The following is a 14,928-nucleotide window of genomic DNA, read 5'->3' on the forward strand; positions in this document are numbered from 1 at the left end:
GCTCACGAACGCTACCGCGCGAACTCCGGGAGTTGATCACAGTTGCACGGGTACCGCTAACGGCGCAGCAGCGGCCGCGGATCGACGGCCCACACCGCCTTGCGCCACCAGGAAGCCTTGCGCCGCACCGCCTTCCGCACCTGCCGGGCCAGTCGCCAGCTGTCCTCCTGGCGGGTCGGCTGCGGTGCGAACGCGGCCTCGTCCACCAGCACCGCCAGCCGCACGCCCGCATCACCCCACTCGCGCCCCACGTCCGGCACCGTCCGGCTGGCCCGCGGCCGCAACCCGGCGAGCTGCAACGAGTCCAGCACCTCGTGCCACGCCCCGACCGGCCCGGCCGCCCTCAACCGCACCCGCCGCGCAGTCCGCGCCACGTACAGCCCCACCAGCAGCAACACCGGCGCGAACACCCAGAACGGGAACCCGGCTGGTTTTTCCGGAGCGGCAACAGCGTCCGGCTGCACCGGCGTCGGCTGCACCAGCGGCGGCACCGAAGGCAACGACGTGGGCGTCGGCTTCGCGGTCGTGGACGCGAGCCGGTTCAGCACCTCCCGCTTGGACGCGGCACTGGGCCCGCTTCCGTTGCCGGACACGGGATCGAACGCCACCCACCCCCACCCGCTGAAGTACACCTCCGGCCAGGCCGTGGCATCCGCGGCCCGGACGATCCGTTCCCCGTTCTGCTCCGGCACCGGCTGGAACCCGACCACCACCCGCGTGGGCAACCCGACCGCCCGCGCGAGCACCGCGTAAGCCGACGCGAACTGCTCGGCCGTCCCCGCCCCAGCACCGGACTCTCCCGCCGCACCGAACAGGAACGTCTCCAGCCGCGCATAAGACGACCCGACCGGCGCCTCCGCGTCCGGCCGCCGGTTGAGCCGCACGACCTGCTCCAACGCCACCGCCTTCTCGTACGGCGTGCGGGCGCTCTGGGTGGCCTGCCGCGCATACTCCGCCAACGTGAACGGCAACCGCGGCAACGCCGTGTACCTCGTCGCGTCGACAGGCACCTTCGCCTCGCTCAGATCCGTGTCGGCAGGCGTCTCGAGCGTGCCGCGCACGGTGTAGCTGAGTCCGGTCCTGAGCCCGTCCGCCACCACCAGCGACCCGGTGTCCGGATCCACCATCGCGTTGCTCAACGACACCGCCTGCGGCTTCCCCACCCCAGGCAACCACTCCCCCTGCAGCCCGGTGATCGTGAGGTCGACGCTGGCGTCCTGGAACTTCCCACCAGTGGGCAAGTCCGGCGCGTCCACCACCCCCAGCGGCCCATAGGTGCTGGCCGCCTCCCACGACGCCCCGGAGTACCGGCTGAGCGTCACCAGCCGCACCGGCACCTCAGGCCCGCGCATCCGGAAGAGCTCCGCCTCCCCCTGCGCGGCCCACGCGGCAAGCTGCGGCAACGGATTCGCGATGGCCACGTTGGTGACCGGCGGCGTGACCAACTTGCGCGGCTCAAACCCGTTGGTGGGCAACACGAACGCCACCAAGGTCAACGCCGCCAGCGCCGTCGCCAACACCGCAGGCGGCACCACGGGCCCACGCCGGTCGATGATCAGCCATCCCAACGCCAGCAACACCACCAGCACGAGCGCCACCAGCCCGTACTTGTCCGCGCGCCCCGTGGTGAGCAACGCCGCCGACACGTACAGCACCGCCGCCCCCAACGCGGGCACGAACAACGCCGTGTTCCGCTTGGTCACCGACAACACCGTCACCGTGGACACACCGATGATCAGCAACAGGCCGGGCACCAGAAGCTCCGGCGTGGCAGGGGCCGGCCGCGCGGCCGTGAGGAGTCTGGGGACGGTGTCGAGCAACACCCACGTCGGGTCGCGGTCCGGGGACGCGCCACGGGCCGCGAAGAAACCGCCTGACATCGCCAGCACCATGACGGCCAGCGCGGCCAGGCCAGCCGGCACCAGGCGCTTCAGCAGCAGGGCGAGGAAGCCGGTGAACGCGGCCAGTCCGAAGTAGACGAACGCGCCGTCCCAGGCCTGGGCCAGTTGGAGGGAGGCGACGAGCAGGATGGCGGCCACCCACGCGTACTTCATCACGACACCGCCCAACCAGACGCGCGGGACGAACCGATCCGACGACCAGATGCGCAAGCCAGACCGACCCGGCCGCCAGACCCGCATACCTCATCAGGCGCGCCCGCAAGCCACGCGTACTTCATCGGGCCACCACCGCGTTCCACGAGTCGACCAGGTCCTCGGCCTTCGCCCCGCTGATCACCAAAACCGACCCGGCCGCCCCCACCGGACGCTTCTCCTCCACCACCAGCACAACGCCGAACGCAGCCCGCCCAGCCTCCAGCACCAGCGCGGGCACGGCGGTTCCGCTGATCACCGCCACCACGTCGAGGTCGCGCACCGGCACCGAAGGACGTCCATCGACGTCCTGCAGCTCCAGGTCCGCCAGTGCGGCCAGGATCGGCGCCGAGTCCTGGGTTTCCTCCAGGTCGGTGCCGCCGGACGACGTCAGCAGCCGCACCGGGTGGCCCTGTTCCAGGGCTGAGGTGATCAGCGACGCCGCCACCTCGACCGCCTCCTCGAACCGCTGCTCGAGCGAGTACGACGAAGCTCTGTCGTCGAGCAGCACGGCCAGGTGTGGGCGGGCGGGGTCGGCGTCCTCGCGGATCATCAGCGTGCCGGTGCGCGCGGACGTCGCCCAGTGCAGGCGGCGCAGGTCGTCGCCCGGCACGTATTCGCGCAGGCCCACCAGGTCGGTGCCGCCGCGTTCGACGCGTTCGTCGGCGCCTACCTGGCCGCGGCGGGCGCCGGACGGCAGGCCGCGCACGGGCAGCACGCGCGGCACGACGCGCACCTGCACCACCTCGCCCAGCACGGTGCGCGTCTGGGCCAGACCGGCCAAGCCCTTGCGCCGCAACGTCAGCGGGCCGACGTCGAACACGCCGCGTCGCTCGGTCGGAATCGCGTAGTCGACGGCCTCGACCGCACCCGGCGACAGCAGCGGCACGTCCACGGCCATGGCCGTACCCGCGACCAGATCCACCGCGTCCAACGCCACCGGCCAGCGACCGGAAGACGACAGTTCCAACCGGCCGCTGCACCGGGCCAGGCGCGGCACGGTGCGTGGACGGACGGTCCGCGACACCGTCAGCGGCGAGGCCACCAGCACCGAGACCGCAGAGGCGACCACCAAAGCAACTAAAGCCAAACCGAACGCCGCCATGCCCGCGTAGCGCCACCACAGGCCGACGCCGAGCATCAGCAGGCCCAGCACCGCGGTTCCGGTGCCGCGCAACGTGAGTCTCATGCGGGCTTGGGCACCGGCACGCGCGAGAGGACGTCGGCCAGCACCTCGGACGTCGTCACGCCCGCCAGCACGCTCTCCCGCGTCAGCACCAGGCGGTGGGCCAGCACCGGATCCGCGATGTCCTGGACGTCCTGCGGCACCACGAAATGCCGGCCCTTCGACGCCGCGTACACCTGCGCACACCGCACCAGCGTCCGCAGACCACGCGTCGACGTGCCGAGCCGCAGCCGCTCGTCCGAACGCGTGCCCACGCCCAAAGAGGACACGTACTGCAGGATCGGATCGGCCACGTGCAGCAGCGAAAGCCGCCCGCTGAACGCACTCACCTCGCGCGGTGACGTCACCGTGCGCACGTCGGCGATCCGGCCCGCGCCACTGCCCGGACGCAGCACGTCCAGCTCGTCCTCCACCGACGGGTAGCCGATCGAGGTGCGCACCATGAACCTGTCCAGCTGCGCCTCCGGCAACCGGTACGTGCCGTCGAGGTCGATCGGGTTCTGCGTCGCCACCACGAGGAACGGGTCGGGCACCGCGTGCCCGACGCCGTCGATCGTGACCGTCCGCTCCTCCATGACCTCCAGCAACGCCGACTGCGTCTTGGCCGCCGCGCGGTTGATCTCGTCCGCCAGCACGATGTTCGCGAACACCGGACCCGGCCGGAACCGGATCTGCCCCGTCTGCGGGTCGTACACCGACGTGCCCGTGACGTCGGACGGCAGCAGGTCCGGCGTGAACTGCACCCGCCGCGACACACCGCCCAACGCACCCGCGACCGCACGCGCCAGCGTCGTCTTTCCCGTGCCCGGCACGTCTTCCAGCAGCACGTGGCCGCCGGCGAACATCGCCACCAGCACCAGGTCGATCACGTCGCGCTTGCCGCGCACCGCGCTCTCGACCGCGTCACCGAGCCGGGTGTGCAGGTCGCGGAAGGCGGAAACCTCACCGGTGTCGATCACTTTTCCTCTTCTCCGTGACCATTTCTGCGAACACCGATGCGCAACAGGAACGCGCACGCCAGCAACCCGAGGCCACCCGCGCCCATCGGCGCGGTCTCCACACCGGCAGGAGCCATCCGGGGCACGCAGCCGGGCCTGCCCTGGCACTCGTCCAGGATGTAGAGCGCGTTCTTCGCGGCGGACTCCACCTGGCCACCGCCGGATGCCGCGTAAGCACGCACCACGATCGTGTTGCTGCCCTCTTCCAGGTCGACCGGCGCGCTGGTGGCGCTGCACGCGATGCCGACCGAGTAGCCCTGTGTCTTGTTCACGACCTCGCAGCGCCCGTTGTGGCTCGCCCAGTCCGCCGGTGGCGCCATGTTCACCGTGCGCCTGGACGACATGCGCCCACCGGTGATCGAGGAGATCACCGCGGCACCCGCGGTCGGCAACGACGGCGGTGGCGGCGGCGGGGGTGTGGTCGTCGTCGTGACGACGGGCGGCGGGTTGTTCGGCGGTGGTGTCGGCCCCGGATTCGGCGGTGGGTTGGGCGGCGGGTTGTTGGGCGGCGGAGGCGGCGTGGTCGGCCCCGTCACCGTGAACGCCGTCATGCCCGCGGCACCAGCGGTGGTAGCCGTCGACGCGCGCACCGTCACGTCCAGCCTGCCGCTCGTGCAGAACGTGGAACCCGTGCACGGCAACGACAAGTCGGCAGACGTACCGGCCGACTGGGCCGACACCGAACCACCGCTGAACGAGCCGGAACCCGTCACGGTGTAGCCGACGACCGGCTCAGCCGACACGGCAGCCGTCCAGCTCACCGTCACGACCACGGTCGAAGAGCTGCGCGATTTCTCCCGCACCGTCACACCCGCGGGAGCACCCGGAGCCGAGCCGGCCGGATTGGACGGCTGCGAAGACGGCACCGATGGCGGCGGCTGCTCTCCGTTCGGCGGCGGGTTGTTGTTGCCGTTGCCGGGATTGCGCGGCGGCTTCACCGGCTCGTTCGGGTTCGGCGGCGGGGGCGGCGGCACCGACGGCGGCGGCGAGCGGTCCGGGTCCTTCACCGGCAGCTCGGGGCTGCGGATCGTCAACGACCGCGTCGCGCCGTCCGCGTCCACCAGCACACCGTTCGAGGAGCCCGGCACGTTCACGAACAACCGGCCGTCGTCGAACACCAGCTCGGGGTCGGACCCGCCGGACGTGCGCACGTCGTCCCCACCGCGCTGCCCGCCGCGGTCCAGGACGATGACCTTGCCGGATCCCTTGCACGGCACGTAGACCTTGTCGCGGAACACCGCGGGCCGACCGGGCTTCGGGCACCCGAGCGCACCCACGTCGACCCGCATCACCTGGCCGTCCACGACGAGCACCACCACGGACGAGTCCGGCAGCGACGCGGGCACGAGGTCCGTCGGCGCGGTCTGCGCGGCGATCACCTCGGCATCGGTGCGGTCGGTCGAACGGGACACGTCCTCACCCGTGCCGTCGCGCACCACGACACCACCGTCGAGGCCGATCAGGGTGACGCCCTGGTCGTGCGGCACCAGCACGGTGCGCGGCCCGGCACCCGTGACCTGCCGCTGCGACCGCTCCTCGAACCGCTCCTCGTCGTAGGACCAGTCGAGCGACCGCAACGTGCCGCCGTGGTCGACCAGCCACAGCACACCGCGCTCGTCCACGACGGCGTCGGCAAGCGGTTGCCCGGCCTCCCACGTCTGCCCGACGTCGGCCAGCGTCAACGGGTCCGCGGTGTGGATCGTGCCGGACGCGCGGTCGACGACGAACACCATCCCGTTGGACACCAGCACCTTGCTCGACGCACCGGGCGGCGCCTGCCGCCGGCCGGACGCCAGCAGCGTGGCCAGGTCGATGACCGTGATCTCGCCGGTGCGCCGGTTCAGGACGATCAGCCGGCCGTCCTCCTGCGCGATCTCCAGCTGCGAGTCGGGCCCGCTGATCTGCAGCCGCGTCTGGGGTTTGCCCGACACCGGGTTGATCTGCACGACCTCACCGCGCTGGTCGTCGCCCAGCCACGTGAGCCCGTCCGACACCGCGACCGACGTCCGCGAGATGCCCTGCCCCAGCGCGGCGCCCGCGAGCACCAGCACACCCAGCAGTGCCGCGACGAAACTCGCCGATTCCCGTCCTCCACCGGAGATAATGCGTCTGATCCGGTGCCACCAAGCCATGCGCGCCTCCCTCGCCCGCCGGGGATGCTAGCCCCCGGCTATGACAACTTCGGACGGTGCACGGTTCCCGGATCGCCCGGTCAGCCGACTGGCGGACATCAACGAATGTAATGACGAGGTCTGACAGTTTTGGAAACCGAATGGCGCTCCCCCAATCCGATCAACGCGTAGGGCAGAGTGGTCGTATGGAGATCCCCGGCATGGGACTGGCCAAGCAGGCGCTCGGCGCCGCGATCGAGACCACCGCGACCGTGGCCGCCGTGCCAGGCCGCGTGCTGAGCCTGATCGGCGAGGTCGAGCAGCTCGTCCGCAAGGTCAGCGGCACGGTCGACGCCATCGACGACATCGTGAAGAAGGCCGACGCCCTGGTCGACCGCACCGACCACGTCGTCGCGGACGCGGAGAAGGCCGTCGACGAGGTCCGCGCGATCACGGCGACCGCGAGCGACGTCGCGGAGCGTGCGGCGCACGTCGTCACGACAGCCGGCCACACCGCGCACACGGCCAACGAGCTGCTCGGCCTCTACGAACCGATCGCCAAGCAGGCCCAGCCGCTCGCGAAGCGGTTCGTGGAGGAGCTCTCGCCGCACGAGGTCGAGGCCGCGATCAAGCTCGTCGACGAGCTGCCGGTGCTGACCGAGCACCTCATCAGCGACATCCTGCCGATCCTGGGGACGCTGGACCGGGTCGGTCCGGAGGTGCACCAGCTGCTCGAGGTCACGAGCGACATGCGCCAGGCCATCCTCGGCATCCCCGGCTTCGCGTTCATGCGTCGGCGCGGCGAGAAAAAAGAAGGGGAAGAAGGTGTGAAAGCGGTCGAGAACGGGTAGTCGGCCCGAATGACCGCCGATGCACGCGTGGACCAACTGACCTGGTGGCTGCTCAGCAGTGTTTTCGGACTGCTGTCCTTGATCAACATCGGCCTCGCGTTAACCGAGAGAGCCAGCTGGCCCTACGTGCTCGCGGCCGTGCTGGTCGCCGCGAGCACGTGGAGCGCCAGACACGCGCTCAGATCTTCCCCGTCTTCTGCTGCGTCAGGTTCGACGGAGCCCCGAACCGGAAGGGCCGCACCCGATAGGTCGCGGTTTTCTCGTCTGGGAGTGTGATCAGCCCGAACGAGGTGACGTCCGGATCGAGCTGGGCGGCGACGCGGTAGTCGGCCGCGCCCGCCGGCTTGAGCTCGATCAGGTACCCCTCCTCGTCGGACGCGTGGTCCTCCCACGTTAACAAGATCCCGTTGGCGTGCTTCACCACCGCCCGCACGTTCCCCGGCACCGCCTCCGGCGCGGACACCGGATGCGTGCCCCCACCGCCCTTGCGCGGCTCCGCCCACTCGTGCCCGTCGGTCTCCGGCACCTCGTCGCCGGGCGGCAGCGTGATGTCCACAGTGGCCGACGCAGGCCCGCTGAACGGCCGGACCCGGTAGTAGAACTGGGTTTCCGGGATCAGGTCCGGGTGCCGGTAGGAGGTCTTGGACGGTGGCGTGAACTCCAGCACCACGTAGTCGCCGTCGGCCGCGTTCGCGTACTCGACGACCTGTCCGGCCGTCCCCGCTTCCGGACGCCAGTGCAGCGTCACGTCGGTCGGCGAGGTCAGCTCGGACGTCAGCACGGGGTCCTGCTGTTCTTGGCCGCAGGCAGCCAAGAACAGCAGTCCCACCAACGTCAAGCGCTTGATCACTTGCGCCAGAACTTGATGCCGCTCCACACGACCGTCGCCGGGCCCTGACCGCTCGCGGTCCGGTACGCGCCGAACTTGTCGTAGAAGTTCCCGCCACCACTCGCGTAGGTGTGCTTGCGCGAGCCGTTGATGTACGTGCGGTGCTGGCTGCCCACGACGTGCACGGTGTTGACCCGCACGGTCGTGCCGACAGTGGCCCCGGTGGCCACGGTGGTGCCACCGTGCACGGCGTACAACCGGCCGCCGCGCTCCACGGCGAGCATGAAGTACGGACCCGCGCCGGGGTCGTCCTTGAACGTCTGCTTCAGACTGATGCGGGTGCCACCGAGACTCGTGATCCGGAAGCTGCCCTCGAACTGTCGCGTGCCGCCGGTGTAAGTGGCGTACCGGCGTTCGGCACGCTGGTCACCGCTCGCGGTCGAACAGGTGAGCCGGAACGTCAGGTCGCTGACCGTGCCGCAGCCGCGCTGCTGCACGTTGAACGACGGTGAGTAGCTCGTCCACGGACCGGTTTCCACCTGAGCTAGTGCGGGCGAGCCCGACACGAGCAGACCGGTCGCCAGTGCGAACCCCGCGACGATGCGGAGTCGTTCGGACATACCGATACCTCCTCAAGACGTGCTGAAGACAGCACGTGTTTCCAGGGGGCGGTATCGGCAGCGTAGCCGATAATGATCTGATGTTCGACCTCCATCGCCTGCGACTGCTGCGCGAGCTCTCCCAGCGGGGCACGCTCGCCGCCGTCGCCCAGGCGCTGAACTACAGCCCGTCGTCGGTCTCGCAGCAGTTGTCGTTGCTGGAGACCGAGGTCGGCGTGCCGTTGCTGGAGCCGGTCGGCAGGCGGGTGAAGCTCACGCCGCAGGCCGAGATCCTGGTGCGGCACACCGAGGAGGTGCTGACCAGGCTGGAGCAGGCCGAGTCGGAGGTCGCCGCCTCGCTGCACGAGATCACCGGGACGCTGCGGGTCGCGACGTTCCAGACCGCGGCGCTCGCGTTGATCCCTGCGACGCTGGCCCGCATGCGAGACGAGCATCCGTCACTTCGGATCGAGTTCCAGGTCCTCGACCCCGCGGAAGCGCTTTCCGCCTTGCACGCGCGGGACTTCGACCTCGTGTTCGTCGAGGAGTGGCCGGACCAGCCGGAGGCGCGGCTCGCCGGGCTGGAATACCGGGAGCTGTGCCGGGACCCGATCCGGCTGGCCGTCCCACGTGGACTGTCCGACGCCGAGATCGGCTCGTTCCCGTGGATCATGGAGCCCGGTGGCTTCCCGCAACGGACGTTCAACGTGAACTGGTGCCGCAACAACGGCTACGAGCCGGACGTGCGCTTCTCGTCGACCGACGTGCTGGTGAAGCTGCGGTTCGTGGAACGCGGTCTCGCGGTCGCGCTGCTGCCGGACCTCATCTGGTACGACCGCGAGGTCACCGTCGACCTGCACGAGCTGCCGGTGCCGCAGTCCCGGCTGCTGTTCACTGCGGCACGGGCAGGACGAGGTCAGCATCCCGCTGTGCAGGCGTTTCGCGAGACGCTGGCGCTTTCCGTAGCGCCGCTCCAACCCCAGCAGTGATCACCAACCCGATGGCGCACAACGAGATCACGCTCAGGTGCTGGCCGAGCAGCACCGCGCCGGCCAGCGCGGCCGCGGCGGGTTCGAGTGCGAGCACGACCCCGAACGTGCTGGCCTGCAGCGTCTTCAGCGCCTTGATCTCGAGCGTGTACGGAATCGCGGACGCCAGCAGCGCCACCAGCGTGCCCAGCAAGAGGATCTTGGGCTCGAACAACGTGGTTCCGGCTGTCGACAGCCCGTACGGCAACGTGAGCGCCGCCGCGATCACGCTGGCACCCGCGAGTCCGCCGGTGCCGAGCCCCGCGGTCGCGAGCTTGCGTCCGGCCAGCACGTAACAGGCCCAGAACGCCGCCGCGAACAGCGCGAGCAGCACGCCGATCATGTCCAGGTGCGCGCCCGTGTACTCGCGCATGCCGAGGACGATCACACCGGCCAGCGCGAGCCCGACCCACACGAAGTCCTTCGCTCTCCTGCTCAGGACCGCCGCGAGCCCCAGCGGCCCCAGGAACTCGATCGTCACCGCCACGCCGAGCGGGATCCGGTCGAGCGCCAGGTAGAACGTGCCGTTCATGCCGGCCATCGTCATCCCGAGCACGAGGGTCTCCTGGCGGAACTTCGGTTTGGCGACCACGGCCAGCATCAGCGCCGCGATGCCGAGCCTGAGCGCCGTCGCACCGGGCGCGCCGATCTGCCCGAAGAGCTGGCTCGCGAACGCCGCGCCGAACTGCAGTGAGATGACCGAACCGAGGACCAGGAGGACTGCCATGCGTCCAGCTTTGTTCGTTCGCTCCCTTCAGTACAGCGAATGTTTCTGAGCGATATCGTTCGGTTTTCCCGAACCTTTAGACTTGCGGGTGCAATGAGACGCAAACCCTCCTCCCCGCTCCCCCAGCGCGCCGGCCTCGACGCCGCGCGGCTGAAGCTGCCGCCGTCCGGCTCGTGGCTGTCGCTGCGCGACCACCTGGTGGAACGCCTGCCGCGGGTCGCCCCCGCGCGGATCGAGGAGATGCTGCGCGAGGAGCGGATCTGGGGCGTCTCCGGTCCGCTGGGCATCGACACGCCGTTCGTGCCCGACAGCTACATCTGGTTCCACCGCGACCTGCCCGTCGAGGCCCCGGTCCCGTTCGAGGTGGGCGTGGTCTACCAGGACGACGACATCGTGGTCGCCGACAAGCCCCACTTCCTGGCGACGATCCCGCGCGGCCAGCACATCATGCAGACCGCGCTGGTCCGGCTGCGCGACTCGCTGGGCCTGCCCGACCTCTCCCCCGCGCACCGCCTGGACCGGGTCACGGCAGGGCTGGTGCTGTTCGTGGTGCGGCGCGAACTGCGCGGCAAGTACCAGACGATGTTCCGCGATCGCCTGGTGTCCAAGGAGTACGAGGCCATCGCCCCGTACTCCCCGTCGTTGTCGCTGCCCACCGTCGTGCGTTCGCGCATCATCAAGGAACGCGGCATCATCACCGCCTTCGAACAGGACGGTCCGCCGAACGCCGAGACCCACGTGTCCCTTGTGGAGCGTCGGGACTCGCTGGGCCGCTACCGCTTGCGGCCGCTGACCGGTCGCACCCACCAGCTGCGCCTGCACATGTCCGGTCTCGGCGTGCCGATCGTGAACGACGACTTCTACCCCGTGCTGCGGGAGCGCCCGCTGGACGACTTCTCGACTCCGTTGCAGCTGCTGGCCCGCACGTTGTCCTTTGTGGACCCCGTGTCCGGTGTCGATCGCTCGTTCACCTCGGGGTTGCGGCTGTCCGCCTGGTCATGACACGTGCGTGCGCCGGGTCTCGATCGACTGCGGCTCCCAGATCCGGTTCATCCGCTCAAGCAACCGCCCGGCGAGCGCGCTCATCGCGGGACGGGTCTCGGTGAATCCCGCCACCACCCGCGCCCGGAACATCAACCGGCCGCGCGCGGTCGTGCTGTACCAGAACCAGTCCTCGTCGACGACCCTGGCGAGGTGATCGGTGCCGTCCCGCTCGGCCCGCTGCACCAGCGCGTCACCCTGCACCAGCCACCGCACGCAGGCGTCCTCCAGCGGCTCGACCCGGCCGCGTTCCTCGAAGTAGGCCTGCTCGGCGGCCTCCCGCAGCTCTCGCGGCGTCTCGGACACCGTCGCGCAGGTCGGAAAGCCCATCCGCAGGTACACGAGCTCGGTGAGCCCGTCGCCCAGCATCGCGCCCTCGAAGTCGACGAACCGGGCTCCGCGTTCGGTGTACATGTCGTTGCCCGGGCACGGGTCGCCGTGCAGGAGGTCGAACCTGCCGGTGTCCTCGAAGTTCAGTTCGTCCTCGGCGTTTCCGATCTCGACGTCCAGCGCCCTGACGAACCGCAGGAACGGTTCCGGGTCCGGGACGGGCTGACGCGGCAGCCGGCCGGCGTGCTCCGGACCGGTGGCCATGTGCAGTTTGGCGAGGCCGCGGGCGTAGTCGATCACCCAGTCCTCTTCGGGCGGGTCTGAGCGCAGCCGTTCCATCACCACGGTCTGGTTGTCCCGGTCCAGGTCGAGGATGCGCGGGACCAGGCCGGTGTGCTCGGCCAGTCTCAGCGCGGTGATCTCGCGGTCGAACGCGGCTCGCTCGCCGATCACCTGCTTGATGATCCGGTCGCCGTCCGCCCAGACGTTGGACCGCTGGCCGCTCTCCAGTTTCTGCATGTCCCCATCCTGGCGTGCTGTTGCGCCTTGCGGCGACCCGAATTTCTGTGGTTCCGTTTTGTTGGCGGTTGCGGCGCATGGTCGAGTTGCGTGCGTCGGCTTTCTTTTGCGTGCGTGGTTTCCAGTGGTTGCGTTGCGTCTAGAGAGAAGAGAACTAACGGTGCCATATGCAGTCTGAGCTGCATGTCCACCCCATTGTGTGGCCACCAGCCCAGTTTGGAGAAATTGATCTCGAATAGAATATGAGCTATGGAAGCCGTCGAGGTTCTCGATGCTCTCTCGTATCATCAGAGTCAGGTTGCCTATCATCAGGCGCAGTTTTTGCGGGCGCTCGCGGATTACGCCATCGCGTGTGAAGGCGAGGAGTTCTTCGACGCCGAGATCTCGGCCGCGATGCGGTGGACGCCCGGCTGGACCACCGACCAGATCGCACTGGCCCTCGGCCTCGCCACCAAGCTGCCCAAGACCCTGGATGCCTTGGAGAAGGGCGAGATCAACCTCTACAAGGCGCGGGTGCTGTACGACAAGACGCTCCCGCTGTCGGCGGACTTGGCCGCCGAGGTGGAGAACGCGTGCTGGCCAAGGCGCCGGACCAGACCGGTGCGCAGACGCGGCGGCTGGCCAGCAGGGTCGTGATGCGGGTGGATCCGGAGGGGCACCGGGATCGCGTTGAGATGCGCAAGGCGCAGCGGTGCACCGGCGTCGACAAGCCCGAGGACGGCACGGCGAAGTTCTGGGCCTTCCTGTCGGTGGAGCAGGCCGCTGCTTTTTACGAGCGCGTCGACACGATCGCCCGCCAGGCGCAGTCGCCCACCGATCCGCGGACGCTGGACCAGATCCGCGCCGACGTCGTCGCGGCCTTGCTGCTCGCGACGCCGGGCAAGGCCAGCGCGGTCAAGGTCGAGCTGTACGTGACGGTGTCGGCCGCGACGCTGCTGGGCCTGTCCGAACAGCCCGGCGAACTCGCCGGCTACGGCCCGATCACCGCCGACCTGGCCCGCGAGCTGGCCGGGGACTCGACCTGGCGGCGACTGCTCACCGACCCGGTCACCGGCGAGGCCCTCGAATTCGGCACCAGCACCTATCGGCCACCGGCGAAGCTGCGCCGGTTTGTGTGGACGCGGGACCGGATCTGCCGCTTCCCCGGTTGCATGCGGCCCTCCCACAAATCGGACCTGGACCACACGGTGCCATTCCCGCTCGGATCGACCTCGGCGGCCAATCTGGGCGTGTTCTGCCGGTATCACCACCGCGTCAAGCACCGCTCAGCCTGGAAACCACCCAGCCCAGCCCAGGCACGTTCCACTTCCGCAGCCCCGCAGGCAAGACCTACGTCCGCGAACCCGAACCAGTGCTCGGCGACCCGCCACCCTTCTGATGCTCCAGTCGCAGATCGTGATCTTGACTGCATCTTGCCAGCGGGCAAGGTTCCCGTCGGACATGGCGGTCACCAGCGGCAGGAGTTCTTTCACAGGTCCAACTGGTCGCGCATCGCGTCGGCGTCGAGCAGGGCCCAGTGCTCGACGATTCGGCCGTTGCGGACGCGGACCATGTCCATGCCGAGGACCTCGTAGCGTCGGCCGGAGTCGGTGCGGGTGCCCCGCAGGGTGTACCGGTTGACGGAGGTGTCGCCAGAGACGACGTTCTGCTCGATCGTCACCGAGACGTCGTGGAACTCGCTGCTCGCGCTCATCCGCTCCCACTTCTGTCGCCAGGCTTCGCGTCCCCGATGATCGCCTTGGGTGCCGCCCCGGTGATCGACGACCTCAGGGGCGATCAGTTCCAGGGCGTCCTCGAGCCGACCTTCCAGGACCTCCGCGAAGCTCTCGACGCAGCGCCGGTGAATCTCTCCTGGCCCTGGGTGCGGGAGGTCTGCTGCTTCCTGCGGCATGCGGCATCTCCTCTGGTGAGGGGTAGGCGAGGCAGCAAGTGGGGAGCTCCCCGGTTGCGGTTCGGCTACCGTAACCGGGGAAGTCCCCGATTAGCAAGGAGGGCCATGTCGTCGCAGAGCCCCGGACCTGCGCCCCGCCCGGAACCCCAGCGTCGTCGTCGCGTGGACGCTCAGCGCAACTACGACCTGCTCGTGTCCGCGGCCAGGGACGTCTTCCACGATCAGGGCGTCGACGCCCCGCTCGACGACATCGCCCGCCGGGCCGGCGTCGGCAACGCCACGATGTATCGGCACTTCCCGACGCGCCGCGAACTGATCATCGCCGTCTACTCCGAGGAAGTGGCCGCGCTCTGCGCCCGGAGCCAGTCCCTGCTGGCCGCTGGCCTTCCCAGCGAAGCCCTCTTCGGTTGGCTTCAGGACTTCATCGCACACGTAGCAGCCAAACGGGAACTGGCGCTGTCGATCACCGATGACCGCACGAGCCAGCGCTCCGCGCTGTTCGACCGCTGGCACCACTCGATGCACACCGCCGCGTCCGCCCTGCTGACCCAGGCACAGAACGCCGGTGCTGTCCGCCCCGACCTCAAGGCATCGGAACTACTCGCCCTGGCCAACGGGATCGCACTGACTGCCTCCGACGCCACTCAAGCAGAGCGACTCGTCCTCCTGATCAGACAGGGCACGGACACTCCCTCGACACCGGCCGACAGCATCCGCTGAAGCCG

General features: G+C 69.5%; 15 protein-coding genes. 6 read left to right on the forward strand and 9 right to left on the reverse strand.

From position 1 onward, the window contains the following. Positions 1–56: 56 nt before the first annotated feature. From DI276_RS49360 to DI276_RS49375, 4 genes are all read right to left on the reverse strand, one after another. Complete coding sequence (locus DI276_RS49360; protein ID WP_198681377.1) at positions 57–2,054, reverse strand: transglutaminaseTgpA domain-containing protein; 1,998 nt, start codon at positions 2,052–2,054, stop codon at positions 57–59. A gap of 121 nt (positions 2,055–2,175) precedes the next feature. Further along, positions 2,176–3,282, reverse strand: coding sequence for a DUF58 domain-containing protein (locus DI276_RS49365; RefSeq protein WP_232837457.1), 1,107 nt, complete (start codon positions 3,280–3,282; stop codon positions 2,176–2,178). Then, positions 3,279–4,238, reverse strand: a complete 960-nt coding sequence (locus tag DI276_RS49370; protein ID WP_112277286.1) for an AAA family ATPase — start codon at positions 4,236–4,238, stop codon at positions 3,279–3,281. Before DI276_RS49370 ends, DI276_RS49365 begins: the two co-directional genes overlap by 4 nt. After that, the gene (locus DI276_RS49375) at positions 4,235–6,409 is read right to left on the reverse strand and encodes an NHL repeat-containing protein (RefSeq protein WP_157985446.1); all 2,175 of its coding nucleotides are present in this window, start codon (positions 6,407–6,409) and stop codon (positions 4,235–4,237) included. Before DI276_RS49375 ends, DI276_RS49370 begins: the two co-directional genes overlap by 4 nt. Positions 6,410–6,594: 185 nt before the next feature. Between DI276_RS49375 and DI276_RS49380 the strand changes: the two genes are divergently transcribed. Continuing rightward, positions 6,595–7,239: a hypothetical protein gene (locus DI276_RS49380; protein ID WP_112277288.1), complete on the forward strand. Its 645-nt coding sequence runs from the start codon at positions 6,595–6,597 to the stop codon at positions 7,237–7,239. A gap of 178 nt (positions 7,240–7,417) precedes the next feature. Here the strand turns inward: DI276_RS49380 and DI276_RS49385 are convergent, their stop codons facing one another. Both DI276_RS49385 and DI276_RS49390 read right to left on the reverse strand, forming a co-directional pair. Continuing rightward, on the reverse strand, positions 7,418–8,089 hold the full coding sequence (locus DI276_RS49385; protein WP_198681378.1) for a fibronectin type III domain-containing protein: 672 nt from the start codon (positions 8,087–8,089) through the stop codon (positions 7,418–7,420). After that, positions 8,086–8,688, reverse strand: coding sequence for a hypothetical protein (locus DI276_RS49390; protein WP_112277289.1), 603 nt, complete (start codon positions 8,686–8,688; stop codon positions 8,086–8,088). Before DI276_RS49390 ends, DI276_RS49385 begins: the two co-directional genes overlap by 4 nt. An 80-nt stretch (positions 8,689–8,768) precedes the next feature. Here DI276_RS49390 and DI276_RS49395 point away from each other — a divergent pair, with 80 nt between their 5' ends. After that, positions 8,769–9,656 (forward strand): LysR family transcriptional regulator, encoded by an 888-nt coding sequence (locus tag DI276_RS49395; protein ID WP_112277290.1) that lies wholly within the window; start codon positions 8,769–8,771, stop codon positions 9,654–9,656. On the opposite strand, the gene DI276_RS49400 is transcribed toward DI276_RS49395, so the two are convergent. Beyond that, positions 9,559–10,422: an EamA family transporter gene (locus DI276_RS49400; protein WP_112277291.1), complete on the reverse strand. Its 864-nt coding sequence runs from the start codon at positions 10,420–10,422 to the stop codon at positions 9,559–9,561. The genes DI276_RS49395 and DI276_RS49400 overlap by 98 nt on opposite strands. Positions 10,423–10,515: 93 nt before the next feature. Here DI276_RS49400 and DI276_RS49405 point away from each other — a divergent pair, with 93 nt between their 5' ends. Then, positions 10,516–11,424 carry an RluA family pseudouridine synthase gene (locus DI276_RS49405; protein ID WP_112277292.1) on the forward strand — a complete coding sequence of 303 codons (909 nt, stop codon included), beginning with the start codon at positions 10,516–10,518 and terminating at the stop codon, positions 11,422–11,424. Here the strand turns inward: DI276_RS49405 and DI276_RS49410 are convergent. Then, positions 11,419–12,312, reverse strand: coding sequence for a phosphotransferase family protein (locus tag DI276_RS49410; RefSeq protein WP_157985447.1), 894 nt, complete (start codon positions 12,310–12,312; stop codon positions 11,419–11,421). The genes DI276_RS49405 and DI276_RS49410 overlap by 6 nt on opposite strands. A 249-nt stretch (positions 12,313–12,561) precedes the next feature. Here DI276_RS49410 and DI276_RS49415 point away from each other — a divergent pair, with 249 nt between their 5' ends. Beyond that, on the forward strand, positions 12,562–12,948 hold the full coding sequence (locus DI276_RS49415; RefSeq protein ID WP_112277294.1) for a DUF222 domain-containing protein: 387 nt from the start codon (positions 12,562–12,564) through the stop codon (positions 12,946–12,948). Further along, positions 12,885–13,886: an HNH endonuclease signature motif containing protein gene (locus tag DI276_RS49420; RefSeq protein WP_112277295.1), complete on the forward strand. Its 1,002-nt coding sequence runs from the start codon at positions 12,885–12,887 to the stop codon at positions 13,884–13,886. Before DI276_RS49415 ends, DI276_RS49420 begins: the two co-directional genes overlap by 64 nt. On the opposite strand, the gene DI276_RS49425 is transcribed toward DI276_RS49420, so the two are convergent. Then, positions 13,781–14,203 carry an ester cyclase gene (locus DI276_RS49425; protein ID WP_112277296.1) on the reverse strand — a complete coding sequence of 141 codons (423 nt, stop codon included), beginning with the start codon at positions 14,201–14,203 and terminating at the stop codon, positions 13,781–13,783. The two genes, DI276_RS49420 and DI276_RS49425, sit on opposite strands and share 106 nt — an antisense overlap. A 105-nt stretch (positions 14,204–14,308) precedes the next feature. Between DI276_RS49425 and DI276_RS49430 the strand changes: the two genes are divergently transcribed. Then, a complete protein-coding gene (locus DI276_RS49430) occupies positions 14,309–14,923 on the forward strand; it encodes a TetR/AcrR family transcriptional regulator (RefSeq protein ID WP_112277297.1) in 615 nt (204 codons plus the stop codon). The last annotated feature ends 5 nt before the right edge of the window (positions 14,924–14,928 follow it).

The organism is Lentzea terrae, from assembly GCF_003265345.1.
Taxonomy (GTDB): Bacteria; Actinomycetota; Actinomycetes; order Mycobacteriales; family Pseudonocardiaceae; genus Lentzea; species Lentzea terrae.

Coding starts and splice junctions, on each gene's coding strand:
- DI276_RS49410 (WP_157985447.1), bottom strand. CDS start 12,312: ATGCAGAAACTGGAGAGCGGCCAGCGGTCCAACGTCTGGGCGGACGGC.
- DI276_RS49425 (WP_112277296.1), bottom strand. CDS start 14,203: ATGCCGCAGGAAGCAGCAGACCTCCCGCACCCAGGGCCAGGAGAGATT.
- DI276_RS49415 (WP_112277294.1), top strand. CDS start 12,562: ATGGAAGCCGTCGAGGTTCTCGATGCTCTCTCGTATCATCAGAGTCAG.
- DI276_RS49380 (WP_112277288.1), top strand. CDS start 6,595: ATGGAGATCCCCGGCATGGGACTGGCCAAGCAGGCGCTCGGCGCCGCG.
- DI276_RS49430 (WP_112277297.1), top strand. CDS start 14,309: ATGTCGTCGCAGAGCCCCGGACCTGCGCCCCGCCCGGAACCCCAGCGT.
- DI276_RS49405 (WP_112277292.1), top strand. CDS start 10,516: ATGAGACGCAAACCCTCCTCCCCGCTCCCCCAGCGCGCCGGCCTCGAC.
- DI276_RS49395 (WP_112277290.1), top strand. CDS start 8,769: ATGTTCGACCTCCATCGCCTGCGACTGCTGCGCGAGCTCTCCCAGCGG.
- DI276_RS49375 (WP_157985446.1), bottom strand. CDS start 6,409: ATGGCTTGGTGGCACCGGATCAGACGCATTATCTCCGGTGGAGGACGG.
- DI276_RS49360 (WP_198681377.1), bottom strand. CDS start 2,054: ATGAAGTACGCGTGGGTGGCCGCCATCCTGCTCGTCGCCTCCCTCCAA.
- DI276_RS49390 (WP_112277289.1), bottom strand. CDS start 8,688: ATGTCCGAACGACTCCGCATCGTCGCGGGGTTCGCACTGGCGACCGGT.
- DI276_RS49400 (WP_112277291.1), bottom strand. CDS start 10,422: ATGGCAGTCCTCCTGGTCCTCGGTTCGGTCATCTCACTGCAGTTCGGC.
- DI276_RS49365 (WP_232837457.1), bottom strand. CDS start 3,282: ATGAGACTCACGTTGCGCGGCACCGGAACCGCGGTGCTGGGCCTGCTG.